The sequence below is a fragment of the Dickeya undicola genome, assembly GCF_000784735.1.
GTDB classification, from domain to species: Bacteria; Pseudomonadota; Gammaproteobacteria; order Enterobacterales; family Enterobacteriaceae; genus Dickeya; species Dickeya undicola.
Map to the genome: position 1 here is coordinate 23604 of NZ_JSYG01000004.1, position 24748 is coordinate 48351.

General features: G+C 56.5%; 18 protein-coding genes and 1 other RNA gene. 9 read left to right on the forward strand and 10 right to left on the reverse strand.

Annotated features, from left to right (window positions below):
• Window positions 1-223: 223 nt before the first annotated feature.
• An RNA gene (gene rprA / locus OB87_RS19550) (antisense sRNA RprA) lies at window positions 224-334 on the forward strand.
• Window positions 335-494: 160 nt separating this feature from the next.
• On the opposite strand, the gene ppsA is transcribed toward rprA, so the two are convergent.
• On the reverse strand, window positions 495-2873 hold the full coding sequence (gene ppsA, locus OB87_RS01030; protein WP_033567596.1) for a phosphoenolpyruvate synthase: 2379 nt from the start codon (window positions 2871-2873) through the stop codon (window positions 495-497).
• Window positions 2874-3188: 315 nt separating this feature from the next.
• Between ppsA and ppsR the strand changes: the two genes are divergently transcribed.
• Both ppsR and OB87_RS01040 read left to right on the forward strand, forming a co-directional pair.
• Window positions 3189-4010 carry a posphoenolpyruvate synthetase regulatory kinase/phosphorylase PpsR gene (gene ppsR, locus OB87_RS01035; RefSeq protein WP_033567597.1) on the forward strand — a complete coding sequence of 274 codons (822 nt, stop codon included), beginning with the start codon at window positions 3189-3191 and terminating at the stop codon, window positions 4008-4010.
• Window positions 4011-4195: 185 nt separating this feature from the next.
• Entirely contained in the window at window positions 4196-5248 is a 1053-nt protein-coding gene (locus OB87_RS01040; RefSeq protein WP_033567598.1) for a 3-deoxy-7-phosphoheptulonate synthase, read from the forward strand.
• An 89-nt stretch (window positions 5249-5337) separates the two neighbouring features.
• On the opposite strand, the gene rmf is transcribed toward OB87_RS01040, so the two are convergent.
• The 6 genes from rmf to rlmKL all read right to left on the reverse strand — a co-directional run bounded on the left by rmf (window position 5338) and on the right by rlmKL (window position 13587).
• Complete coding sequence (gene rmf, locus OB87_RS19555) at window positions 5338-5505, reverse strand: ribosome modulation factor (RefSeq protein WP_012769408.1); 168 nt, start codon at window positions 5503-5505, stop codon at window positions 5338-5340.
• 303 nt (window positions 5506-5808) lie between these two features.
• Window positions 5809-6372 carry a membrane integrity-associated transporter subunit PqiC gene (pqiC, locus tag OB87_RS01045; RefSeq protein WP_033567599.1) on the reverse strand — a complete coding sequence of 188 codons (564 nt, stop codon included), beginning with the start codon at window positions 6370-6372 and terminating at the stop codon, window positions 5809-5811.
• A complete protein-coding gene (gene pqiB, locus OB87_RS01050; protein ID WP_033567600.1) occupies window positions 6369-8015 on the reverse strand; it encodes an intermembrane transport protein PqiB in 1647 nt (548 codons plus the stop codon). The genes pqiC and pqiB overlap by 4 nt, the downstream gene beginning before the upstream one ends.
• Window positions 8002-9270, reverse strand: coding sequence for a membrane integrity-associated transporter subunit PqiA (pqiA, locus tag OB87_RS01055; protein WP_072025400.1), 1269 nt, complete (start codon window positions 9268-9270; stop codon window positions 8002-8004). Before pqiA ends, pqiB begins: the two co-directional genes overlap by 14 nt.
• Before the next feature lie 253 nt (window positions 9271-9523).
• Entirely contained in the window at window positions 9524-11458 is a 1935-nt protein-coding gene (locus OB87_RS01060; protein ID WP_033567601.1) for an ABC transporter ATP-binding protein, read from the reverse strand.
• Between the two features lie 5 nt (window positions 11459-11463).
• Window positions 11464-13587 (reverse strand): bifunctional 23S rRNA (guanine(2069)-N(7))-methyltransferase RlmK/23S rRNA (guanine(2445)-N(2))-methyltransferase RlmL, encoded by a 2124-nt coding sequence (gene rlmKL / locus OB87_RS01065; RefSeq protein WP_033567602.1) that lies wholly within the window; start codon window positions 13585-13587, stop codon window positions 11464-11466.
• A gap of 181 nt (window positions 13588-13768) precedes the next feature.
• On the opposite strand from rlmKL, the gene OB87_RS01070 reads away from it, so the two are divergent.
• A complete protein-coding gene (locus OB87_RS01070) occupies window positions 13769-14872 on the forward strand; it encodes a YcbX family protein (RefSeq protein WP_033567603.1) in 1104 nt (367 codons plus the stop codon).
• Between the two features lie 57 nt (window positions 14873-14929).
• On the opposite strand, the gene OB87_RS01075 is transcribed toward OB87_RS01070, so the two are convergent.
• Entirely contained in the window at window positions 14930-15484 is a 555-nt protein-coding gene (locus OB87_RS01075; protein WP_033567604.1) for a cell division protein ZapC, read from the reverse strand.
• Window positions 15485-15762: 278 nt separating this feature from the next.
• Window positions 15763-16770 (reverse strand): quinone-dependent dihydroorotate dehydrogenase, encoded by a 1008-nt coding sequence (pyrD, locus tag OB87_RS01080; RefSeq protein ID WP_033567605.1) that lies wholly within the window; start codon window positions 16768-16770, stop codon window positions 15763-15765.
• 258 nt (window positions 16771-17028) lie between these two features.
• Between pyrD and ssuE the strand changes: the two genes are divergently transcribed.
• From ssuE to ssuB, 5 genes are read left to right on the forward strand one after another with little or no spacing between them, the layout of a single operon-like run.
• Entirely contained in the window at window positions 17029-17583 is a 555-nt protein-coding gene (ssuE, locus tag OB87_RS01085; protein ID WP_033567606.1) for an NADPH-dependent FMN reductase, read from the forward strand.
• A gap of 30 nt (window positions 17584-17613) precedes the next feature.
• The gene (locus OB87_RS01090) at window positions 17614-18573 is read left to right on the forward strand and encodes a sulfonate ABC transporter substrate-binding protein (protein ID WP_033567607.1); all 960 of its coding nucleotides are present in this window, start codon (window positions 17614-17616) and stop codon (window positions 18571-18573) included.
• 31 nt (window positions 18574-18604) lie between these two features.
• Window positions 18605-19753 (forward strand): FMNH2-dependent alkanesulfonate monooxygenase, encoded by a 1149-nt coding sequence (gene ssuD, locus OB87_RS01095; RefSeq protein WP_033567608.1) that lies wholly within the window; start codon window positions 18605-18607, stop codon window positions 19751-19753.
• Between the two features lie 9 nt (window positions 19754-19762).
• Complete coding sequence (ssuC, locus tag OB87_RS01100) at window positions 19763-20554, forward strand: aliphatic sulfonate ABC transporter permease SsuC (protein WP_033567609.1); 792 nt, start codon at window positions 19763-19765, stop codon at window positions 20552-20554.
• Window positions 20551-21417, forward strand: a complete 867-nt coding sequence (gene ssuB / locus OB87_RS01105) for an aliphatic sulfonates ABC transporter ATP-binding protein (protein ID WP_235425216.1) — start codon at window positions 20551-20553, stop codon at window positions 21415-21417. The genes ssuC and ssuB overlap by 4 nt, the downstream gene beginning before the upstream one ends.
• Before the next feature lie 106 nt (window positions 21418-21523).
• On the opposite strand, the gene pepN is transcribed toward ssuB, so the two are convergent.
• A complete protein-coding gene (pepN, locus tag OB87_RS01110; protein WP_033567610.1) occupies window positions 21524-24139 on the reverse strand; it encodes an aminopeptidase N in 2616 nt (871 codons plus the stop codon).
• Between the last annotated feature and the right edge of the window lie 609 nt (window positions 24140-24748).

Sequence of the window (24748 nt, forward strand, 5' to 3'; positions counted from 1 at the left end):
CATTTCCCGGTGTATCACGCACCGGGATTACTCCTAATATGTAAGATAATTTTATATTTTTAGGAAATATCCCAGCCAATATTCATCATTTATGGCAGTTAATCCGCCATTAGATCAGTTTTCCTGACAAAAACTCTTGCATGACAAATCTATTATTCAAAAATAATTAACCATTAGGATGATTCCTAATGACTCTGATCACCCCAAAACCTATTATTCATACCCGGAGCTATTGTTAACGTAATGTTTGTCAGTGAGGTTTCTCCTCGTCAGAGCTAGTAACGAATTGCTGTGTGTAGTCTTTGCCCATCCCCTAAGGTGGGCTTTTTTTTATCGGTTACTTTCCCTTTTGCTTCCCCTGTTGTCCTGCTTCATTTTTGTCTTCCGTCAGCTTGCCACTTTATTTCACATCACAACTTGCGGGCATAAAAAACCGCCCGGCGCAGTGCGGCGGGCGGTGGGTATCTCAATAACGCAGATAGACGGAGAGCGGCTTAGCGTTTCTCAGCCAGACTCAGCCAGGTTTGCACCACGGTATCCGGGTTCAGCGACAGGCTATCGATGCCTTCATCCATCAACCACGCGGCAAAATCCTCATGGTCGGATGGCCCCTGACCGCAGATCCCGACGTACTTACCCTGTTTTTTCGCTGCGCGGATCGCCATCGCCAACAGCGCTTTCACCGCGTCATTACGTTCATCAAACAGTTCAGACACCACGCCGGAGTCGCGGTCCAGTCCTAATGCCAGTTGGGTCATGTCATTCGAACCGATGGAGAAGCCATCGAAATGTTGCAGGAATTCGTCTGCCAACAGCGCGTTGGATGGAATTTCACACATCATGATGATTTTCAGGCCGTTCTCGCCACGTTTCAGCCCCTGACTGGCCAGTTCGGCCACCACGGCTTGTGCCTGCGCGACGGTACGCACAAACGGGATCATCACTTCCACATTGCTCAGTCCCATGTCGTTGCGCACCCGTTTCACCGCCTCGCACTCCAGCGCAAAGCAGGCGCGGAAGTCCGGCGACACGTAACGGCCTGCACCACGGAAGCCCAGCATCGGGTTTTCCTCTTCTGGCTCGTAGCGCGCACCGCCCAACAGGTTGGCGTATTCGTTGGATTTGAAGTCGGACAGACGCACGATCACCCGCTTCGGCCAGAATGCCGCTGCCAGCGTCGCGATGCCTTCCTTCAGCCGTTCAATGTAAAATTCAACCGGGTCATCGTATCCCTGCATCAGGGTACGGATTTCACGCTGCAATTCCGGCGTCTGCTGATCAAACTCCAGCAAGGCACGCGGATGCACCCCGATCATACGGTTAATAATGAACTCCAGCCGCGCCAGGCCAACCCCTTCGTTGGGCAGGCAAGCGAAGTCGAACGCCCGGTCCGGGTTGCCGACGTTCATCATGATTTTCAGCGGCAGCGACGGCATAGCATCCACCTGCGAGCTTTTCACGGTGAAATCCAGCAAATCCTGATACACGTAGCCAGTATCGCCTTCGGCGCAGGATACCGTGACTTTCTGGCCGTTTTGCAGGCGTTCGGTGGCGTCGCCACACCCCACCACCGCCGGGATACCCAGTTCACGAGCGATGATCGCCGCATGGCAGGTCCGCCCGCCACGGTTGGTGACGATCGCCGCCGCTTTTTTCATGATCGGTTCCCAATCTGGGTCGGTCATGTCGGTTACCAGCACGTCACCCGCATTCACCCGGTGCATTTCGCTAATGTCATGGACGATCTTCACTTCGCCCGCGCCGATGCGATGGCCGATAGCTCGCCCTTCAACCAGCACGTTACCACCGGCTGGCAAATGATAACGCTCCATCACCTGCCCGTTGGAACGCACGGTTTCCGGACGTGCCTGCACGATATACAGCTTGCCAGTGTGACCGTCTTTGGCCCACTCGATATCCATCGGGCGGCCGTAGTGTTTTTCAATCAACAACGCCTGATGCGCCAGCGCCTGCACTTCATCATCGCTCAGACAGAAACGGGTACGCTGCGCCTCTTCCACATCTTCCACCCGCACCTGCTTGCCGTGCTCCTGTGTGGCGGCGTACACCATGCGGATTTTTTTCGATCCCATATTGCGGCGCACAATCGACGGTTTACCCTTGAGCAACGTTGGCTTATGCACATAAAACTCATCCGGGTTGACCGCGCCCTGCACCACCATCTCACCCAGCCCCCAGGCGGCGGTAATAAACACCACCTGATCGAAGCCCGACTCGGTATCCAGCGTAAACATCACACCGGAAGACGCCAGATCGGAGCGCACCATGCGCTGTACCCCGGCGGACAACGCCACGCCACGGTGGTCATAGCCCTGATGCACACGATAGGAAATGGCGCGATCATTGAACAGCGAAGCAAATACATGCTTCACCGCCACCATCACGGCATCAATGCCCTGTACGTTAAGGAAAGTTTCTTGCTGACCGGCGAAAGAGGCATCCGGCATGTCTTCCGCTGTAGCAGAAGAACGCACTGCAAACGATGCGTCCGGCTCACCGTCCGCCAGTTGTTGGTACGCGTCGCGGATCGCCTGCTCCAGCTCCGGCTGGAACGGCGTGTCGATAACCCACTGACGGATCTGTGCACCCGCTTTGGCCAACTGGCTAACATCGTCGGCATCGGTGCGATCCAGCAGTTCATAGATCCGCTGGTTGATGCCGCTTTGGTTGAGAAAGTCATTAAACGCCTGGGCGGTTGTCGCAAAACCATTCGGAACCGACACGCCAAGTTCCGACAGATTGGTGATCATTTCCCCCAGAGAGGCATTTTTGCCACCCACCCGCTCAACGTCGTGCATACCAAGCTGGTTATACCACAGGACATTACGCATATCAGGGCCGTTGTTAGACATCGAAAATAATCCTTTTTGCATACAGTTAGGGTGTAAAGAGTTAAGGCGTGGAATATTGCGCCGTGAATCACTTCGGCTTTATGAGCGTAGCACAGGGTGGCAAAAAGGACGGAAAGGTGAATCGATCAACCAAATGAAAAAAAGAGGAATTGACGGTTTCAGATTGCCAAAAGTCGGAAAAATCTCAATATTTATGAATAATACCATCTGAATCATAAAGATAATGAAATGGCGTTTCAATAAAAAATCGATGAAACACCTGATTTTCGGCACAAAAGTCTTATTATGACCCGTGAAGGCATTTAAGGAGCGAGTATGGAAAGAAGCGTATTTTATGTGTCCGATGGCACGGCTATCACGGCGGAAGTGCTGGGCCACGCGGTGATGTCCCAGTTTCCGGTAAGTACCGTCAGCTATACCCTGCCGTTCGTCGATAACGAAGCACGGGCAACCGCTGTCCGCGAACAGATTGACGGCCTGTACCGCCAGCATGGTGTACGCCCGCTGGTATTCTATTCGATTGTCACACCCGCTATCCGCGATATCATCGTTGGCAGCGAAGGATTCTGCCAGGACATCGTGCAGGCGCTGGTGGCTCCCCTGCAACAGGAACTGAACGTTTCACCGATGCCGGTAGCCAATCGTACCCACGGGTTAACCGCCAACAACCTGATCAAATACGACGCGCGTATCGCCGCGATCGATTACACGCTGGCCCACGACGACGGCATTTCGCTGCGCAACCTCGACCAGGCCCAAGTGATCCTGCTGGGGGTGTCCCGCTGCGGCAAAACCCCAACCAGCCTTTATCTGGCGATGCAGTTCGGCATTCGTGCCGCCAACTATCCTTTCACCGCCGACGATATGGACAACCTGCTGCTGCCAGATGCGCTCAAGCCTTATCAGCAAAAACTGTTCGGCCTGACCATCGACGCTGAGCGCCTGACGGCCATTCGTGAAGAACGGCGCGGCAACAGTCGGTATGCTTCGCTGCGGCAATGCCGCATGGAACTGAGTGAGGTGGAGTCGCTGTTCCGCCGTCATCAAATCCGTTACATCAACACCACTAACTATTCGGTAGAGGAAATTTCCGCCCGCATTATCGACCTGATGGGCATAAATCGGCGTATGTATTAGCTGTTTTTCGCTCATCGGAGTAAGGGGTTAGCTGTGATAGACTATCGCCATCGCGGCCAGGCGGACCCGGAAAACGATCGGTGGCCCCACGGCCACCTCCCCGCGCCTTCTGCCAGACCTGATGGTTATTCATAAAAAGGCCTATACCTAACGGGATAGGCGTCACGTATATTCAGAGACTACACATGCAACCAACTGATGAGCTGCGCAGTGAGCGACTTGCCAGTCTGATGACGCCCCATGAACTGTTGACCGCACTTCCTCTCACACCGGATGTCGCCGACACCGTCATCGCCTCGCGCGCACGCATAGAACGCATTCTTTCCGGGCAAGACCGCCGTTTACTGGTGATCATCGGCCCGTGTTCCATTCACCATATTGATAGTGCCAGAGAATACGCCCAGCGGCTGGCCGCATTGCGCACAACCTACCAGCACCGGTTGGAAATCGTGATGCGAACCTACTTCGAGAAACCGCGTACCGTGGTGGGCTGGAAAGGGTTGATTGCCGACCCACTGCTCAACGGCAGTTTCCTGATCAATGAAGGATTAACCCAGGCGCGCCAGCTGTTGCTGGACATCAACGCGCTCGGCCTGCCGACCGCCACCGAGTTTTTGGATATCGTCACCGGGCAGTATATCGCCGATACCATTAGCTGGGGGGCTATCGGCGCGCGGACCACCGAAAGTCAGATCCACCGGGAAATGGCCTCCGCCCTGTCTTGTCCGGTAGGATTCAAGAACGGCACCGACGGCAACGTCCGCATTGCGGTTGACGCCATTCGCGCCGCCCGAGCACGCCACATGTTTTTGTCGCCGGATAAGCACGGCCACATGACGGTGTACCAAACCCACGGTAACCCGTTCGGCCATATCATTCTGCGTGGTGGCAAGACGCCCAATTACGAAGCACAGCACATCGCCGAAGCCTGTACCGCATTGCGGGAATTTGCACTGCCGGAACGGCTGGTGGTCGATTTCAGCCACGGCAACAGTCAGAAGCAATTTCAGCGCCAGTTGACCGTCGCGCAGGCGGTATGCGACCAGATTCGCAACGGTGCCAGCGCTATCGCAGGGGTCATGGCTGAAAGTTTTCTGGTGGAAGGCACCCAACCGCTGCACCATCCGGATCAACTCACCTACGGCCAGTCGATTACCGACGCCTGCCTCGGCTGGCAGGACAGCGAACAGTTGCTGGCTATGCTGGCAGACGCCGTGGACAGCCGTTTCGCAGACTAGCCCACCGCCATTCGGCATATCATGTTGCCCTGAAAACGAAAACCTCCGCCGCGGCGGAGGTCATTCCCTTTACAATTGACAAGGTGCGATCAGGCAATCGCCGCCCTGTCCTCCATGGCCTCTCGCCAGCCTCCCAACCAGTTAGACCGGGCATCGATAGATTGATAAGGACAGAGCTCCTTGGACCGGCCAACGATACCAGCCTGATAGCCCCGTGAATGCGCCCGTGCCAGACGATCTCTTTTCTGTCTCTTCATGCCTTGTTTCCCTCATTTCGACTCTGGTGGAAAGAAAACAGTGGTTAGTTTTCACTCAACCACACCCTATGAATAGCCATTTGAGAGACGAAGATCAAGGCGCAAAATTCACGCCATTGTCATATTTGTGAACCAGAATGGAGAATTTTCTGTGAGGCAACACCACATTTTGGCCTAACCGGCTGAGACAAAAACAAAACCCCTGGAACCCGATCGTGATCACAAAAACGGAATCCAGAGGTATTTGCTATAACTCAATTCATCTCGGTATAAAAGCGACCCGGCTTCCACGTCGGGTGGGTATCAAGCGCCAGCCTGCAGGCGTTGACGCACCTGCTCTGCCACTTGCTGCCAGCCTTTGCCAAGCGCGTCGATCAGCGCGTCGTAACCGTCTTCAGCCTGCGGGACTTCGATGTTGAACGGCTGGGTCACGACGCGTTTGCTCCCCTGTAGCACCCATTCGCCGCGAATCACCGCCTTACCGTCAAACCGCCCCTGAAACGCGGTGACAGTGACCTGCAAGCTGGAGGCACTATCACTGGCCGTACCGGTCGCGGCGACATGCCAGCCCGGCAGACCGGTGCGCAGCGACGCCACCAGCGCCTGCTGCAACTGCTGGTCCAGCGGGCTGGCCCACAGATTATTGGCCGCGATGGTGTAGCGTACCGCCGACGTCTGGAACACGATGCCATTCCCTGCCAACGAATCCACCAGGGTAACCGGTGCCACCCACAGCTGATGCCCTTCGGTCGACGCCACCGAGACACGGGTGCTCTGCGTGGCGACAGGCAGTTGATAATAAACCTTCTGCGGGCTGCTACAGGCCCCCAGCAACAACACCAGCCACAACGGCCATAACTTCATCATGGTTTCGCCTTTTTCGGTTGTGGATCACGGGCACCCGGTGCCTCGAAGATCAGAGCATTACTCTTGTCATTCAGGGTACGCAGCAACGGTTGTAATTCACGCAGTGTCTGATCCAGGCGCTGCATATCGCCAACCATATGGTTATACGCTGGCGAGCCGGGCTGCACACCCTGCAGGCTGCGATTCAGTTCGCGCAGTGTACGTTGCAAGTCTTCCGGCAACTGCTGCATTGCGTCGCTGTTGGTTAGTTTGTTGAGTGACACCAGCGTTTTCTGTAGCTCACGCAGGGTGGACTGGCTCTCTGCCAGCGTCTTCGTCGCCTGTTCCACCATCGGATTAAGTGGCAGACCATTGATTTTATCCAACACCGATATCAGCTTCTGTTGGATCTGCGTCAGGCCACCGTTGACCGTCGGCAACACCGGGTAGCCATCCATCGAAGCCAGTGACGTCACCCGGCCTTTTTGCTGCGGATAAAAATCCAGGTCTACGTACAGCGAGCCGGTCAGGAGATTGGCGGTTTTCATTGATGCCCTCATGCCAGAGATAGCACCCTTGCTCAGCTCCTGCTCCAGATTGAGCTGGTCGCGTAGCCCTTTCTTCAATCGACCGGGTTCGATACGAATCAGTACAGGGATACGGTAATCGTTGTCGAAACTTTGCGGTAAATTACGCGGGAAGAACGGCACTTCAGCCACCGTCCCCAGCCGGATACCACGGAATTCGACCGGTGCACCGGCTTGCAGACCGCGTACCGACTCGTCGAAAAACAGCAGGTATTCTTTGTAATCGGTATAGAGCGAGTCCTGAATGCTGCTCTGATTGTCAAACAACTCGAACTCGTCACGTTCATGGGACTGATTGCCCTTCTCCCAACCGGTAGGCACATCAAAGCTGACACCACCGCTTAATAAGGTGCTGAGCGACCCCATTTCCACCCGCATCCCCTGCGCAGACAAATTCAACGCTACACCACTGTCTTTCCAGAACCGGACATTCGCCGTGACCAGTTGGTCATAGGGTGCAGCGACAAACAGCTGATACTGCATCTTTCTGGCTGTCGGATCAAAATGGCTGGTTTCTACCGACCCAACCCGGTAACCACGGAACAGTACCGGATCACCCGCGGTCAACTGCCCGGATTGATCACTATTAAGGATGATACGAATCCCTCTGGCATCCGGTGATGCCAGCGGTGGCGAATCCAGCAGTTTGAAAGCACGGCTGTCTTCCTTGCTGGACCCTGGCTGAAGCTCGATGAAAGAACCAGACAGCAATGTCCCCAAACCTGAAACGCCTTCGCGGCCGATCTGCGGTTTCACCACCCAGAACGCCGAATCCTTACTCAGCAGTTTGTCCATACCGTCGTTAAGGCGCGCTTTGATCTCCACCTGATGCAGATCGTCACTCAGCACTACGCTTTCAACCACCCCAACATTCACGCTACGGCTCTTGATCGCCGTTTTTCCCGCCTCGATCCCTTCGGCGTTACTGGTGGTCAGCGTGATTTCCGGCCCCTGATGACTCACGTGATAAAACAGAATCCAGGCACCAATCAACACGGTCACAATCGGTACAATCCATACCGGCGACCAGCGTTTGATGCTTTCGATCTGCGCCATGCCTTGATTAGTTTTCGTCAACGGAACGCTCCTCTCCCTGCACGTGATGCCGATCCCACAACAGGCGGGGATCAAAGGTCATCGCAGCAATCATGGTCAGAATGACCACGGTGGCAAACAACACCGCGCCGATGGCCGGATAAATGCTCATCAGTCGGCCCATACGCACCATCGCCGACAACACGGCGATGACAAACACATCGATCATGGACCAGCGACCGACAAACTCCACGACCTCATACACCAAATGCAGCCGCTCAGTATCGTGACGGCGCGAGCCATAAGCACACCAGCACAGCCAGCCCATCGCCAGCATTTTTAGCGTCGGCACCATGATGCTGGCGATAAAAATCACCAGCGCCACCGGCCACGAACCGCCGTCCCATAAGATGATCACGCCAGACATGATCGTCGAGGTAATACGATGCCCCAGCGCCTCGGTCACCATAATCGGCATCACGTTGGCAGGCACGTACAACAGTATCGACGTCAGCAACAACGCCAGCGTCCATTGCAGGCTGTGACGCCGCCGGGTATGGCCGTGCGTATGGCAGCGCGGGCAACGGACCTCATCGGCAGGTAAAATAGCGCTACAGCAGGTGCAGGCCCGCACGCCTTGATCCAGCCCGCTGCGGCCGGTTTCCAGCCCCTGCGGCATGGGTGGCGGTGGGGCAACATCATCCCACAACCAGCGCCGGTCAAGACTCTGGAACGCCAGCAACTGTAACAGGCAAAACGCGATATAAGGGACGAAACTGGGGCCGATACCGATGTCGCCATACGACATCAGTTTGACAAAACTGACCAGCACGCCCGCCAGAAAGATCTCCGCCATGCCCCAACTCTTCAGTTGGAACAGTATTCGGGTGGACCAACGCCGCACCCCATCAGGCAACGGCGCACGCAGGCACAACAAGAGGATGACGGCCATTGAACAGGCGGGCACTAGCTGAGCAAACAACAGAAACAGTGTCGCCACACTGGTATAGTTTTCCGCCACCATCACCCGTGGAATCTCCAGCAGGGTAATTTCGCTGCGAATACCAGCAACGCTCATCGACACGAAGGGAAACAACACCGACAGCAACAGCATGATCAACGCACTAAACGCAAAGCTGGCTGGCCGCCAGCGCGGTTCTCGCTGACGGCTGGATAACGAGGTTTTACAACGCGGACACACCGCGCGCTGCCCGTCATGCAATATCGGCAGCTCTACCAGCAAGTCACAATGCGGACACAGCATATGCCGGTCATAGTGGTGGTGATGAACACCCATTCGCCGCCTCCGTTGGCCTGGCTGATACGAAAAATCGCAATGTTGTCGTACTGGATTGATGGCGGCACAGGCACGATAACCGGCGAGAGAAACCCGCTTATTTCTTCACAACTACCGCATCCCTGCAACCATTACGCACGCAGGCCAGGAAAAGACGCAAGCGCGCCCCGTCCTGGCCCCGAATGCATGACTCATGACACGCGTGTTTGGCTCAGCCACCACAGGCTATCGCCTCAACACGCCATGAGCATCCTTAGCCATTCTTCTGGGCTTCGAGCGTTTCCCAACGCTCGAAGCAGCTTTCCAGTTGCTGCTCCGCTTGCGCCAGCGCCGTCAGCACCGGCTGGGTTTCATCATGCGGCCGGGAAAAGAACGTTGGGTCGTTCATCTGCTGTTGCAGATTTTCGATTTCCGTCTCAAGCACTTCAATACGTTGCGGCAACTGTTCCAGTTCACGCTGCTGGTTATAACTGAGCTTGCCGCCGCCACGTTTAGCTGGCTGTGCGGCCGACGCATTCTGTACGTCCTCACTGTGGCGATTTTCTTTCTGCGGCGCGCTTTTTACCGATGCAGAGGTTCGCAGTGGTGCCGCCGAAGCACGCTGTTGCTGGGCATCATAATAGCCGCCGACATAGCGGCCAATCAGACCATTCCCTTCAAAAATCCAGCACTCGGTTACCGAGTTATCGACGAACTGACGGTCATGGCTCACCAGCAGCACCGTGCCCTGATAACTTTCCAGCAACTCTTCCAGCAGTTCCAGCGTTTCCACGTCCAGATCGTTCGTGGGTTCGTCGAGAATCAGCAGGTTGCTGGGTTTCAGGAACAACCGTGCCAGCAGCAGACGGTTACGCTCCCCGCCAGACAGCGCTTTAACCGGCGTCATGGCGCGTTTCGGGTGAAACAGGAAGTCCTGCAGATACCCCAGCACATGGCGCGGACGGCCGTTGACCATCACCTCTTGCTTGCCTTCGGCGAGGTTGTCCATCACCGTTTTTTCCGGGTCCAGCTCGGCACGATGTTGATCGAAATACGCCACTTCCAGCTTGGTGCCGCAGTGAATGCGTCCCGACGTCGGGGCCAGTTGCCCCAGCATCAGTTTTAGCAGCGTGGTCTTGCCACAACCGTTTGGCCCGACCAACGCGATTTTATCGCCACGCTGCACCTGAGCAGAAAAACCGGACGCCAGCGTCTTACCGTCTACCTGGTAATGCACGTCTTCCAGCTCAAAGACAATCTTGCCGGAGCGAGCCGCTTCTTCCACCTGCATTCTGGCGTTGCCCATCACTTCTCGGCGTTCGGCGCGTTCCTGACGCATCGCCTTGAGCGCCCGCACCCGGCCTTCATTACGGGTACGACGGGCCTTGATGCCCTGACGAATCCACACCTCTTCCTGCGCCAGCTTGCGGTCGAATTCGGCATTCTGCAGTTCTTCTACCCGCAGCGCTTCTTCTTTACCCAGCAGGTACTTGTCGTAATCACCCGGCCAGGACACCATCTTGCCGCGATCCAGATCGACAATACGGGTTGCCATACTGCGGATAAACGAACGGTCGTGGGAAATGAACACGATGCTGCCGGAAAACGTCTTGAGGAAACCTTCCAGCCAGTCGATGGTGTCGATATCCAAATGGTTGGTGGGTTCATCCAGCAACAGCACCCGCGGCGCACTGACCAGCGCACGCCCCAGCGCCGCTTTACGCAGCCAGCCGCCGGACAGCGCTGACAACGGCGTGTCTGCCGATAGCCCCAGCTGTTCCAGCACCTCGTTGATGCGGTCTTCCAGCTTCCACAGCCCCTGATGGTCCAGCACTTCCTGAACCTTCGCCAGTTGGTTCAGGTTTTTCTCGCTGGGGTCTTCCCCGACCAGCCGCAACGCAACATGGTAGGCTTTCAGGTATTCAGCCTGCGCCGCCACCCCTTCGGCCACGAAATCGAACACCGTGCCAGCCACATCACGCGGTGGGTCCTGCTGCAAGCGCGCCACAATCAGGTCTTGCTCGTAGACCAGTCGGCCGTCATCCAGCGGTATTTCCTTCGCCAGAATTTTCAGCAAGGTGGATTTGCCCGCACCATTGCGCCCAACCAGACACACGCGTTCGTTGTCTTCAATATGCAGCTCGGTGTCGTCCAACAACGGTGCATCGCTGAATGACAGCCAGGCACCGGATAAACTGATCAATGACATGGTGGTTATTTTTCCTCGCTGACGTGTTTCAGCAGCCAGCAGTTATGAATCTGACGGTTACGGGCGAAATCCTGCGACAAGGTTTGTGCGGTAATTTCTTTTGCCTCCAGTCCCAGTGCAGCCAGTCCAGGCTTATCCATCTGGAAACCGCGTTTATTGTTGGAAAAGAGAATAGTGCCGCCAGGGCGCAGCATCCGCTTGAGCTGGGACATCAGCATCAGGTGGTCACGCTGTACATCGAACGATTCGTCCATCCGCTTGGAGTTGGAGAAGGTCGGCGGGTCGATAAAAATCACATCGAACTGTTCACGGGTTTCGCGCATCCACGCCAGACAATCCGCGTGGATCAGCCGATGCTGGCGACCGGTCAGGCCGTTGAGGCGCAGGTTTTTCTCTGCCCATTCCAGATAAGTGCGCGACATGTCCACCGTGGTGGTCGAACGCGCGCCGCCTAGTCCGGCGTGCACGCTGGCGCTGCCGGTATAGGCAAACAGGTTGAGGAAATCCTTGCCGTGACTCATCTCACCCAGCATACGGCGGGCAATGCGATGATCGAGGAACAACCCGGTGTCCAGGTAGTCGGTCAGGTTGACCCACAGTTTGGCGTTGAATTCCGACACCTGTAAAAACTCGCCTTTCTCGGCCAGCTTTTCGTACTGGTTCTTGCCCTTTTGCCGCTCACGGGTTTTCAGCACCAGATGGCTGGCGGGCAGCCCCAGCACGCTCAGCGTGGCGTTGATCACATCAAACAACCGTTGGCGCGCTTTCTGGGCATCGACGCTTTTCGGCGGCGCATACTCCTGAATCACCACCCGCTCGCCGTAACGGTCCACTGCCACGTTATATTCCGGCAGGTCGGCGTCATACAGGCGGTAACATTCAATCCCCTGCTGTGCGGCCCATTTCTCCAGCTTGCGCAGGTTCTTACGCAGACGGTTGGCAAAATCCTCGGCGAACGTCGCCGTGCTCTCCGCGCCGTTTTCCTTTTCCGCCAGTTGATAATTTTTCTGTACGCAATCCAGCGGGCCGTTCTTGGCCTTGAACTGGCGATCGGCACGCAGTTGCAGACAACTGAGCAGTTCCGGCGAGGCGCTAAACAGCGACAGCTTCCAGCCACCGAATTCGGTTTTCATTTTACGGCCAAGCAGGTTGTGCAACGCAATCAGCGCCGGTTCGCTCTCCAGACGCTCGCCGTAAGGCGGGTTGCTGACCACAGTGCCTGTCGGCCCCTGCGGCAGCGGGTTTTTCAGTTGCGTGGCATCAACGGCTTCAAAACGAATCAGGGAACCGACCCCGGCACGGCGGGCATTGCTGCTGGCGATATCCACCATGCGCCTGTCGATGTCGGAACCAAAGAAACGAGACGTGGTGGCTTGCAGACCGGCACGAGCGCGTTCCTGCGCCTCGGTGGTGATGCTTTTCCACAACGTCGGGTTATGCTGCTGCCAGGCCAGAAAACCCCAGTGCTGACGGTGCAAACCGGGTGCACGATCCGCCGCCATCATCGCCGCTTCAATCAGCAGCGTGCCGGAGCCACACATCGGGTCCACCATCGGCGTACCGGTTTCCCAGCCGGAGCGCAGCACGATAGCCGCTGCCAGATTCTCCTTCAACGGTGCCTGCCCGGCCATGTCGCGGTAACCACGCAAGTGCAGGCTCTCGCCGCTGAGATCCAGCGCCACGCTGGCTTTCTCGCGTTGCAGAAACACATTAATGCGGATATCGGGCTGCTGGCGGGCGACGTCCGGACGCTGGCCGGTTTTGCGGCTAAAGCTGTCCACGATGGCGTCCTTGACCTTGAGCGCGCCGTACTGGCTGTTGCGAATCTCATCATTGGTGCCGGTAAAGTGCACCGCAAAGGTGTGGTTGACGCTGAATACCGCGCTCCAGTCCACCGCCTGCACGCCCAGATACAAATCCAGATCGCTGTAGACGTTAAACTCGTTGAGCGGCAGCAGGATGCGCGACGCCAGTCGGCTCCACATCAGGCTTTGGTACAACAGTCGATCGTCTCCCTGAAAGTGCACCCCGCCTTGCACCACGGTGCAATGCTGCGCGCCCAGCGCTTCAAGTTCACTTTTTAACAATTCTTCCAGACCACGCGCCGTGCTGGCAAACAGAGAGTTCATATCGCAAAGATTACCTTAATGAAGGACTACCTTAGTAAGCGCGCTTCCAAACAGAAAACGCACTGGAAAAAACGCCCCGTCAGGAAAACCGGAGCCTATCAAGAAAATTGAGGCGCATTATAGCTAATCCCGGCGGCTTGTCATAAAGTTGCCGCTTTACGTCAGCAAGGAAATCCTCATCGTGATCGTGTTAAGTCGGCTTTTTGTTCACCCGGTCAAATCCATGCGTGGTATCCAATTGTCGCAGGCGATGGCCAGCGCCAGTGGTCTGGCGTTTGATCGCATCTTTATGATCACCGAGCCCGATGGCACCTTCATTACCGCTCGCCAGTTTCCACAACTGGTGCTATTCACACCCGCGCTGACCCACGATGGCGTCTTCCTGTCCGCGCCCGACGGCCGTACATGCCTGGTGCGTTTTGACGACTTCGCCCCCGCCAGCGCGCCAACCGAAGTCTGGGGCAACCATTTCCAGGCCCGCATCGCACCGGACGCAGTTAACCGCTGGTTGAGCGACTATCTGCAACGCCCGGTGCAACTGCGCTGGCAGGGGCCAGAGCCGTCGCGTCGTGTCAAACGCCGCCCGGATATCCCGCTGGGGTTTGCTGATGGCTACCCGTTTCTGCTGATCAACGACGCGTCATTTGACGATCTGCGCCGCCGTTGCAGCGCGGGCATCCGCATCGAGCAGTTCCGCCCTAATCTGATCGTCAGTGGTGCCGACGCTTACGCCGAAGACAGCTGGCAGACCGTGCGCGTCGGCGAGGTGGTGTTTGATGTCGCCAAACCCTGTAGTCGCTGCGTGCTGACCACGGTGAGCGTCGAACGCGGGCGTCGCCATCCATCCGGCGAACCGCTGGCGACATTGCAGCAGTACCGCACCGCAGAAAACGGCGATGTTGATTTCGGCATGAACCTGATAGCCCGTAACAGCGGCATCATTCGTGCTGGCGATAGCATTGAGATTCTTGCCACCAAACCACCGCGGCCTTATGGTGCGGGCACCGACACTGAACGTTTGACGCCGCAGCCCAGCGCCGTCAACGCGGTACAAATCGCCTATCAGGGCCAGCGTTTTACCGGCAACAATCAGCAAATTCTGCTGGAACAGCTCGAACAACAGGGGATCCGTGTGCCCTATTCCTGCCGGGCCGGGGTATGTGGTTGCTGTCGACTCACGTTGACTGATGGCGAGGTGTCACCGCTGAAAGCCAGTGCGCTGGGCGAAGATGGAACAATTCTGGCGTGCAGTTGCATTCCGGCAGGAGATATCCAGCTAGCCTGAGAGCCGCCAGTGAGGTGATGAATGCGTGACGGTAAAAAGCCCGATTGAGATAGGCTCTTAGCCAGCGAACGCGTAATGCGGCGATGCTTCGTCGTGCTTATCCACAACAGGGCGCAGGCGGTCATGCATGATTTTGATGGCGTCACCCAGTTGCATGGTCTTGCCGCTGAGCGCCAGTTGCCCTTGCGCCAGCACGCACAAGCTGGCTTTCTCTCCCGCTTCCACCACCATGAAATTCGCCGCTTCCGGGCGTTCATTCAACTGCACGCTAACCTGATCGCCGGTTTGCGGTGATGATGTGGCCGCGCCCTGAGCCACAAAATGCCAGCTTTTCGGCATCATCGGTTTCAGAAAACGGTTCGCCACCAACGCGTTTAACACCAGTTCAGCCCTGGCTTCGGCGGGCAGTGCCAGCGCCTGACATTTCTCCTGATAGGTGAAAAACAGGGCGGCATCGTCAACGCAGAATACGCTTGGCGTAAACGCATCCGGTGTAAGCATTGAAGAAGAGAAACGGGAACGAAATACCATGCCATTGGCCAGGTCAAGCATCAGGCGCGCCTGTTCAATATCAAAATACCAGCGCCAGCTATCGTCAGGGGTTAATTTCATCGTATTACCTTCATTTATGCCTTGCTGATGCCAAAATACCGGACAATAGGTCCGGATGAATAATCGGCCACCACATCAATAAGCAACCGGAATGTATTAGCGTAATCCACATACCTGCAACTCGAATTATTTTGGGTATTACGCCATTCGTCGGGTACGACCGCGTTAAAAATAACCCATCAGGTACGATGATGCTGTATTTTTGCACAAACGAAGAAAATATAGACCAGCGCGGAGGAGAAATAAACCCCCCGCGCCAGATAACAGGAATGAAAAAATCAGATATGGGTAACAATATCTTTAATCAGGCGCGGTCCGCGGTAAATAAATCCGCTATAAATCTGAACCAACGTCGCCCCGGCGGCTAATTTTTCTCTGGCAGCGACCACCGAATCAATTCCGCCTACGCCAATAATCGGCAACCGCCCCTGCAATTCCTGCGACAGACGACGAATCACTTCGGTGCTACGCAACTGCAACGGACGCCCGCTTAATCCACCGGTTTGCCCGCAATGATTCAGCCCCTGGATCAATTGTCTGTCCAATGTCGTATTGGTGGCGATCACACCGTCAATATTATGGCGCACCAGACTGTCGGCAATTTGGATCAATTCTTCTTCGGAAAGATCCGGCGCAATTTTTACCGCGACTGGCACATATTTCTGATAATGGGCGTGCAGCTCAGCCTGTTTATCTTTTACAGCCTGTAACAAATCATCCAGCGCATCGCCATATTGCAGCGTGCGTAATCCCGGCGTATTGGGAGAGGAAATATTGATGGCAATATAACCGGCATGGGAATAGACCTTATCCATACAAATCAGGTAATCGTCTTTTCCCTGTTCCACCGGCGTGTCTTTATTCTTGCCGATATTGATGCCAAGCACACCGCCAAAACGCGACTGCTTAACATTTTCTACCAGATTATCCACCCCGCGATTGTTAAAGCCCATGCGGTTGATCAGCCCTTCGGCTTCCACCACCCGGAACAAACGCGGCTTGTCATTGCCCGGCTGCGGGCGCGGCGTAACGGTGCCCACCTCAATAAAGCCGAACCCCATGGCACCGAGCGCATCGATACACTCGCCGTCCTTATCCAGCCCGGCGGCTAGCCCCAGTGGATTGCGGAACGACAGCCCCATGCAGGTCACCGGCTTGGTGGGAACCGACTGGCGGACCAACCATTCAAACGGCGTGTGGGTAATGCGGCGCAGCTGATGCAAGGTAAACTCGTGCGCCTGTTCAGGGTCGAGCTGGAATAACGCTTTACGAATGAGGGGATACATGACTTCTCCTGGATTCCCGGTTACAAACCGGGGGCGTATTATCGTCCATCATCAAGCGAAAGGGAATTGACCTCGACCAAAAACGTCTCAACAACGCAATCGTTTTCCTTTATACGCCGCGCATTGCGGGTTTTTTATTCATTTTTTCGCTTTCCATTCCACAATAAATCATTTTTCGACCCTCCCCCGTCTCTGCCAGACTAATCGAATTGTTATTAATACGTAAAAACCGATGGTTTTTAGTTATAAGGAGTCACCATGCGCGTTATAACACTGGCAGGCAGCCCACGTTACCCTTCCCGTTCTACTGCTTTATTGCATCACGCGGGGAAATGGCTGGAAGCCAAAGGCACCGAGGTGTTGCCGTGGCACCTGCACAATTTTCCGCCGGAAGACCTGCTCAATGCCCGGTTCGACAGCCCGGCGCTGCAAGCCCTGAATGAACAACTCGCCAGCGCCGATGGCCTGCTGATCGCTACCCCGATTTACAAAGCGTCGTTTTCCGGCGGTCTGAAAGCATTGCTGGACGTGCTGCCGGAGCGGGCGCTGGAACACAAAGTGGTGCTGCCATTGTCCACTGCAGGCTCTGTCGCCCACATGCTGGCGGTGGATTACAGCCTCAAGCCGGTGCTGAACGCCCTGAAAGCACAGGAAATTCTGCAAGGTGTGTTCGCGGATGACAGCCAGATCAGCCACTACGACCGTACCCCACACTTTAGCGATGCACTGGAAGCCCGTCTGCAAGACGCTCTGAATGTTTTCTTTCAGGCACTGATTCGTCGTCAGCCCGAACTCTTTCGCCAGATCGCCTGACCGGCTGCTTTATATAAGGAAAGCGATACTATGTTATCCCGGATTAAACACACCATTCTGACACTGCTGCTCTCTGGCGCGCTTGGCGTGTCTACCTTCACCCATGCCGCCAGTGACCCAGAGCAATTGCGCATCGGTTATCAGAAAGGCTCGGTCAGTCTGGTGCTGGCCAAAACCCACCAGTTACTGGAAAAACAGTTTCCGCACACCAAAATCAGTTGGATTGAATTCCCTGCCGGACCACAAATGTTGGAAGCATTGAACATCGGCAGCATTGATGTCGGCAGTACTGGCGATATCCCGCCGTTGTTTGCACAGGCTGCCGGGGCCGATCTGGTCTACATTGGCGTTGAACCGCCCAAACCTAAAGCCGAAGTGATTCTGGTCAAGAGCGATAGCCCAGTCAAAACCGTCGCCGACCTGAAAGGCCGTAAAGTGGCGTTCCAGAAAGGCTCCAGTTCCCACAACCTACTGCTGCGTAATTTGCAGAAGGCGGGGCTGACATTCGCCGATATTCAGCCCGCCTACCTGACCCCGGCTGATGCCCGTGCCGCCTTCCAACAGGGTAACGTCGATGCCTGGACCATCTGGGATCCCTACTACTCCGCCGCACTGCTGCAAGGCGGCGTGCGGGTACTGGCCGACGGCACAGATCTGAATCTGACTGGCTCGTTTTACCTGGCGTCCCGCCGTTATGCCGAGCAGCACGGTGCTTTCCTGCAACAGTTACTCAATACGCTGACCCAGGCCGACGCCCTGACCATTAATCAGCGTTCACAAAGCGTTACGTTACTCGCCAACGCGATGGGGTTGCCGGAAGCGGTTATCAGCACCTATTTCGACCATCGTCCAATTACCGTGATTAAACCGGTGGATGAACGCACCTTGCAGGCACAGCAGCACACCGCCGACCTGTTTTACCAAAACCACCTGATTCCCGCTCGCCTGGATGTTGCCAGCCGCATCTGGCATGGCCCGGTAACGCAATAATTCTCAGCCCACCATCACGGAGACGATCATAATGAGTCTGAATATTTTCTGGTTCCTGCCCACTCACGGCGACGGCCACTATTTCGGTAAAGGTGAAAACGCGCGTCCGGTTGATTACGGTTATCTGCAACAAATCGCGCAGGCCGCGGACCGGCTGGGGTTTGGTGGCGTACTGATTCCGACCGGCCGTTCCTGCGAAGATTCCTGGCTGGTGGCGTCATCGCTGATCCCGGTCACCCAACGTTTGCGTTTTTTGGTAGCACTGCGCCCCGGCATTATCTCGCCAACGCTGGCCGCCCGTCAGGCCGCCACGCTGGACCGGCTATCCAACGGCCGGGCGCTGTTTAATCTGGTCACTGGCGGCGACCCGGACGAACTGGCCGCCGAAGGGCTGTTCCTCGATCATCAACAACGTTACGAAGCGTCCGCTGAATTTACCCGTATCTGGCGGCGGGTACTGGAAGGCGAAACCGTCGATTACGACGGCAAGCATATCCAGGTGAAAGGGGCCAGGCTGCACTACCCGCCGGTACAACAGCCGCGTCCACCGCTCTACTTCGGCGGCTCGTCCGACGCAGCGCTGGATCTGGCCGCCGAACAAGTAGAACTCTACCTCACCTGGGGCGAGCCGCCCGCGCAGGTGAAAGAGAAACTGGACCGCGTGCGGGCCAAAGCCGCCGCACAAGGGCGCAGCGTGCGTTTCGGCATCCGCCTGCACGTCATTGTGCGCGAAACCAACGAAGAAGCCTGGCAGGCCGCCAACCGCCTGATCTCGCGGCTGGATGACGACACCATCGCACAAGCGCAGGCGTCGCTGAATCGCTTTGACTCGGTGGGACAGCAGCGCATGGTGGCGCTGCACGGCGGTCGCCGCGACAAGCTGGAGATCAGCCCCAACCTGTGGGCCGGTATCGGTCTGGTGCGCGGCGGTGCAGGTACGGCACTGGTGGGCGACCCACAAACCGTGGCGCAACGCATTCAGGAGTATGCTGATCTGGGCATCGACACGTTTGTGCTGTCTGGCTACCCGCATTTAGAAGAAGCCTACAAAGTCGGTGAACTGCTGTTCCCACATCTGGACGTCGCCGTGCCGGAGGTGCCACAACCACAGCCCTTGCGTTCGCAAGGCGAAATCGTCGGCAACGAGTTTGTCCCCCTGCTGAAAGCAGCCCAAAGCTAAGGTCGCCGAATGCGTAAGACACTGACACGCCTCACCACACGTCTGACGCCCTGGCTGCTGCCGCTGCTGCTGGTGGCGGTTTGGCAGCTTGCGTCCAGCGTCGGCTGGCTCTCCACCCGGATCCTGCCTTCGCCACAAGCGATTGCCGTCACCTTCTGGCGATTGACCCGCAGCGGCGAACTCTGGCAACACCTCAGCATCAGTACCTGGCGCGCGCTGACCGGGTTTGCCATCGGCGGTGCAGTGGGGCTGGCGCTGGGGTTTATCACTGGCTTATCCCGTACTGGCGAACGGTTGCTGGATACCTCGATCCAAATGCTGCGTAACGTACCGCATCTGGCATTGATCCCGCTGGTGATCCTGTGGTTTGGCATTGATGAGAGCGCCAAGATCTTTCTGGTGGCGCTCGGCACGTTATTCCCCATCTATCTCAACACCTACCACGGTATTCGCCATATCGACAGCGGCCTGCTGGAAATGTCGCGCAGTTATGGCCTGTCTGGTTTCCGGCTGTTCCGTGAGGTGCTGCTGCCCGGCGCACTGCCCTCGATCATGGTCGGTGTGCGCTTCTCGCTCGGCTTGATGTGGCTGACACTGATCGTAGCGGAAACCATCTCCGCCAGCTCCGGCATCGGTTATCTGGCGATGAACGCGCGCGAATTTCTGCAAACCGACGTGGTGGTGGTGGCCATTATTCTGTACGCCCTGCTGGGCAAGCTGGCTGACGTCATCGCCCTGACGCTGGAACGTATCTGGCTGCGTTGGCACCCCAGTTGGCAAGTAACGGAGGAACACGCATGACGCTCAAGACTACCGCTATCAATACGACTGTTCTCAATACAACTGTTCTCAATACAACTGTTCTCAATACTGCGGCGCTCAATACCGCAACACCGGCCCGCCTTAACGCCGGTACGCCATTGCTGATTAACGGCGTCACCAAACGTTATGGTCAGCGCACCATTCTGAACGACGTACACCTGCACATTCCGGCCGGTCAGTTCATCGCCGTAGTCGGCCGCAGCGGCTGCGGTAAGAGCACCCTGTTGCGCCTGCTGGCGGGTCTGGAGCAAACCAGCGGCGGGGAGTTGCTGGCCGGCCGCGCGCCGTTACATCAGGCGCGCGACGATATCCGGCTGATGTTTCAGGAGGCCCGGTTGTTGCCGTGGAAACGGGTGCTCGACAACGTTGGGCTGGGATTGCGCAGTGAATGGCGCACGGCCGCGCATCAGGTGCTGGATGCCGTCGGGTTGTCATCACGCGCCAGCGACTGGCCCGCGGCACTGTCCGGCGGGCAAAAACAGCGGGTGGCGCTGGCGCGCGCGCTGATCCATCGCCCCGGTCTGTTATTGCTGGATGAGCCACTGGGCGCGCTGGATGCGCTGACCAGAATCGAAATGCAGGGGTTGATTGAATCCCTCTGGCTGCAACAGGGATTTACCGTACTGCTGGTGACCCACGACGTCAGCGAAGCCGTCGCGCTGGCCGACCGGGTGATCCTGATCGAACAAGGCCAGGTCGGGCTGGATGTGACGATTGACCTGCCGCGCCCACGTCGCCGTGGCTCCGCCCGGCTGGCGGAGCTGGAAGCGCAGGTGCTAGAGCGGATTTTGATGCCAACCGTGTCCCGCGATGCACCGCACCGATCGCAGGTACATGCCTAATGTAGGCTCCCCGTTCAAGGGATAAAAAAACCACCGACGGTTGACCGCGGTGGTTTTTCATTATTGCCATAATATCAATAAGACACTGATATTATTTTGGTTGCGCTTACGCCCCCAGCGCCTTGGTGATCTTCTCAAACAGATCGCCTGACAGGTTTTCCAGCCCTTTGAGGGTTTCCAGCGCCTGACGCATCAGTGCCTGACGGTTGCTGTCGTAACGTTTGAGGCGAATCAGCGGTTCAATCAGGCGGGAAGCCACCTGCGGGTTACGGGTGTTCAGATCGCTGAGCATCTCAGTCAGGAACTGATAGCCGCTGCCGTCTACCGCGTGGAACGCCGACGGGTTGCCCGCACAGAACGATCCAACCAGCGAGCGCAGGCGATTGGGGTTGTTCAGGCTGAAGGAACGGTGGTTGAGCAATTCACGCACCCGGTTCAACACGTCGCTGGCCGGGCTGCTGGCCTGCAAAGTGAACCATTTGTCCATCACCAGACCATCCTGATGCCAACGCTCGTCAAACGCCGCCAGCAGCGTATCCCGGCACGGCAGTTGCGCCGCCACAGCCGCCGCCATCGCCGCCAGCGAGTCGGTCATGTTGTCAGCATCGGTAAACTGCGCTGCCGCTAACGCATCCGCCTGTGAGCGATCGGCAAACGCCAGATAGCTCAGGCACAGATTGCGCAGTGCGCGTTTGCCCATGTCCTGCTGATCAACGCGGTAGGACGCCAGTTTGTTGGCACGGTATACCGCCAGCAGTTCATCCGCCATTTCCTGCGCCAGCGTTTGCACCAGCGACTGACGCACCGCAGCGATGGCTTCCGGGTCGATGACGTCAAACAGCTCTGCCATTTCGTTTTCGCTCGGCAGCGACAGGATCTGCGATGCCAGCATCGGGTCCAGTTGGTCATCCAGCAGCACGCCGCGGAAGGCATCCACCACGTGCATCGGTAACGACAACGGCTGTTTCTGCTGATGACGCGCTACGTTCAGGCGAATGTAGTTAGCCAGCAGGCTCTGAGCCGCGTCCCAGCGAGAAAATGCATTGCTGGCGTGACGCATCAGGAACGTCAGTTGCTCATCGCTCCAGGCGTAGTTCAGTTTGACCGGCGCGGAGAACTCGCGCAGCAGCGACGGCACCGGCTGGCACGGCACGTCATCAAACACAAAGGTTTGTTCCGCTTCGGTTACGTTCAGCACCGAACCCAGCTTCTGCCCTTTCTGACACAGCGGGATCACCTGCCCTGCGGTATCGTACAATTCCACATCCAACGGAATATGCAGCGGCAGTTTAGGCTGTTTGTCAGCACCGACCGGCGTCATCTGGCTGACATGCAACCGGTACTGGCGGGTGGCGGCGTCGTAATCGTCGCGGACCGTCACCACCGGCGTGCCGGACTGGCTGTACCAACGGCGGAACTGGGACAGATCGACGCTGGACGCGTCCTCCATCGCCTGTACAAAGTCATCACAGGTAGCAGCGCTGCCGTCATGGCGGTCAAAATACAGCCGCATCCCCGCCTGGAATTTCTCTTCGCCCAGCAGGGTGTGCATCATACGAATCACTTCCGACCCTTTTTCATACACCGTCAGGGTATAGAAGTTATTCATTTCGATAACCTGATCCGGGCGAATCGGGTGGGACATCGGGCTGGCGTCTTCGGCGAACTGTGCGCCGCGCATGACGCGCACGTTGTCGATACGATTAGCCGGGCGGGAGCCGACGTCGGAGCTGAACTCCTGGTCGCGGAACACCGTCAGCCCTTCTTTCAGGCTCAGCTGGAACCAATCGCGGCAGGTGACGCGGTTACCGGTCCAGTTGTGGAAATATTCATGGGCGATCACCGCTTCGATACCGAGGTAATCCTTGTCGGTGGCGGTTTCAGCCTTGGCCAGCACAAACTTGGAGTTGAAAATGTTCAGCCCCTTGTTCTCCATTGCCCCCATGTTGAAGAAATCCACCGCCACGATCATATAAATGTCGAGGTCGTATTCCAGCCCAAAACGGGTTTCATCCCACTTCATGGCGTTTTTCAGCGAGGTCATCGCCCAATCAGCGCGATCGAGATTGCCGCGGTCTACGAACAGCTCCAGCGCCACGTCACGACCAGAACGGGTGATGAAACTGTCGCGCAGCACATCAAAATCGCCCGCTACCAGTGCAAACAGGTAGCAAGGTTTCGGGAACGGATCTTGCCATTCCACCCAGTGACGGCCTTCGTCCAGTTCGCCCTGCGCCACGCGGTTACCGTTGGAAAGCAGGTATGGATAGCGCGCCTTATCGGCAGTAATACGGGTGGTGAAACGCGCCAATACGTCCGGGCGGTCCAGATAATAGGTAATGTGACGGAATCCTTCCGCTTCGCATTGGGTGCATAACGCATCGCCTGACTGATATAACCCTTCCAGCGCGCTATTGGTCGCCGGGCTGATTTCCGTTTCAATCCGCAGCGTGAATTTCTCCGGCAATCCGGTCAGTTCCAGGCCGCCTTCCAGCAAACGGTGCGCCTGCCAATCCTGACCATCGACCTGCACGCGCAATAATTTCAGTCCTTCACCATCCAGTTTCAGCGCAGCGCCCTGCTCGCCTTGCAGCACGACCTGACTGACGGCTACCACCCTGGTCTGTTCCGGGTGCAGGTCAAAATCCAGCGCGATATCGGTAATGGTATAGTCCGGCGCGCGGTAATCGTGCCGGTATTTGACTTGTGGTTGTTGACTCATGACTGATTACCTTAATGACAGCAGTAATAATGACGGCGCAGGATGCACTGGCGGCGCATCGCGCTTCCTTATATATAGAAGAGACGCACAAAAACACGCGATTAACACACCGCGTGCTACCGGCTACGAAGAACCCGCATAACCAGGCAATAATCGCCGTCTTTTATGTATTCACACAGTAAACCAGGGTAAACAGCACCGCTGCACCAACCTTTCTTTGCCAGTACGCGGGAAACCGTATGATCGCCTGCTTACGCACCTGATCTCGTCTACTTTGTACGCAGTTCCGTTATTCAACAGGCTGTTACGTCTATTAAAGGGGAGTGACTGCCGGAATGCAAACTTTCCTGCTTTTCATATGCTGTCGTGACGGCAAGCCGATTTTCCAGCTAATATTGTTTAGTATAAAAAACATTATAATTCAATCACTCATATTAACCAGGCGGTAAAAACAGCTACTTTTTTGTCACAATCGCACGATTGAATCTCGCCTTCATCCGCCCAATATGATGTGATAAGCCCCATTGAACAGACAGTTGACTCTCGCTGTCGATGACCATGACGGTCACGTGCATTAGCTTGTAAATTGTATTAAACGAGGATGCGGTA

Coding starts and splice junctions, on each gene's coding strand:
- ssuC (WP_033567609.1), top strand. CDS start 19,763: ATGCGTAAGACACTGACACGCCTCACCACACGTCTGACGCCCTGGCTG.
- OB87_RS01060 (WP_033567601.1), bottom strand. CDS start 11,458: ATGTCATTGATCAGTTTATCCGGTGCCTGGCTGTCATTCAGCGATGCA.
- ssuB (WP_235425216.1), top strand. CDS start 20,551: ATGACGCTCAAGACTACCGCTATCAATACGACTGTTCTCAATACAACT.
- ssuD (WP_033567608.1), top strand. CDS start 18,605: ATGAGTCTGAATATTTTCTGGTTCCTGCCCACTCACGGCGACGGCCAC.
- pepN (WP_033567610.1), bottom strand. CDS start 24,139: ATGAGTCAACAACCACAAGTCAAATACCGGCACGATTACCGCGCGCCG.
- OB87_RS01090 (WP_033567607.1), top strand. CDS start 17,614: ATGTTATCCCGGATTAAACACACCATTCTGACACTGCTGCTCTCTGGC.
- rmf (WP_012769408.1), bottom strand. CDS start 5,505: ATGAAGAGACAGAAAAGAGATCGTCTGGCACGGGCGCATTCACGGGGC.
- pqiA (WP_072025400.1), bottom strand. CDS start 9,270: ATGGGTGTTCATCACCACCACTATGACCGGCATATGCTGTGTCCGCAT.
- ssuE (WP_033567606.1), top strand. CDS start 17,029: ATGCGCGTTATAACACTGGCAGGCAGCCCACGTTACCCTTCCCGTTCT.
- OB87_RS01075 (WP_033567604.1), bottom strand. CDS start 15,484: ATGAAATTAACCCCTGACGATAGCTGGCGCTGGTATTTTGATATTGAA.
- pqiC (WP_033567599.1), bottom strand. CDS start 6,372: ATGATGAAGTTATGGCCGTTGTGGCTGGTGTTGTTGCTGGGGGCCTGT.
- OB87_RS01040 (WP_033567598.1), top strand. CDS start 4,196: ATGCAACCAACTGATGAGCTGCGCAGTGAGCGACTTGCCAGTCTGATG.
- ppsR (WP_033567597.1), top strand. CDS start 3,189: ATGGAAAGAAGCGTATTTTATGTGTCCGATGGCACGGCTATCACGGCG.
- pyrD (WP_033567605.1), bottom strand. CDS start 16,770: ATGTATCCCCTCATTCGTAAAGCGTTATTCCAGCTCGACCCTGAACAG.
- rlmKL (WP_033567602.1), bottom strand. CDS start 13,587: ATGAACTCTCTGTTTGCCAGCACGGCGCGTGGTCTGGAAGAATTGTTA.
- ppsA (WP_033567596.1), bottom strand. CDS start 2,873: ATGTCTAACAACGGCCCTGATATGCGTAATGTCCTGTGGTATAACCAG.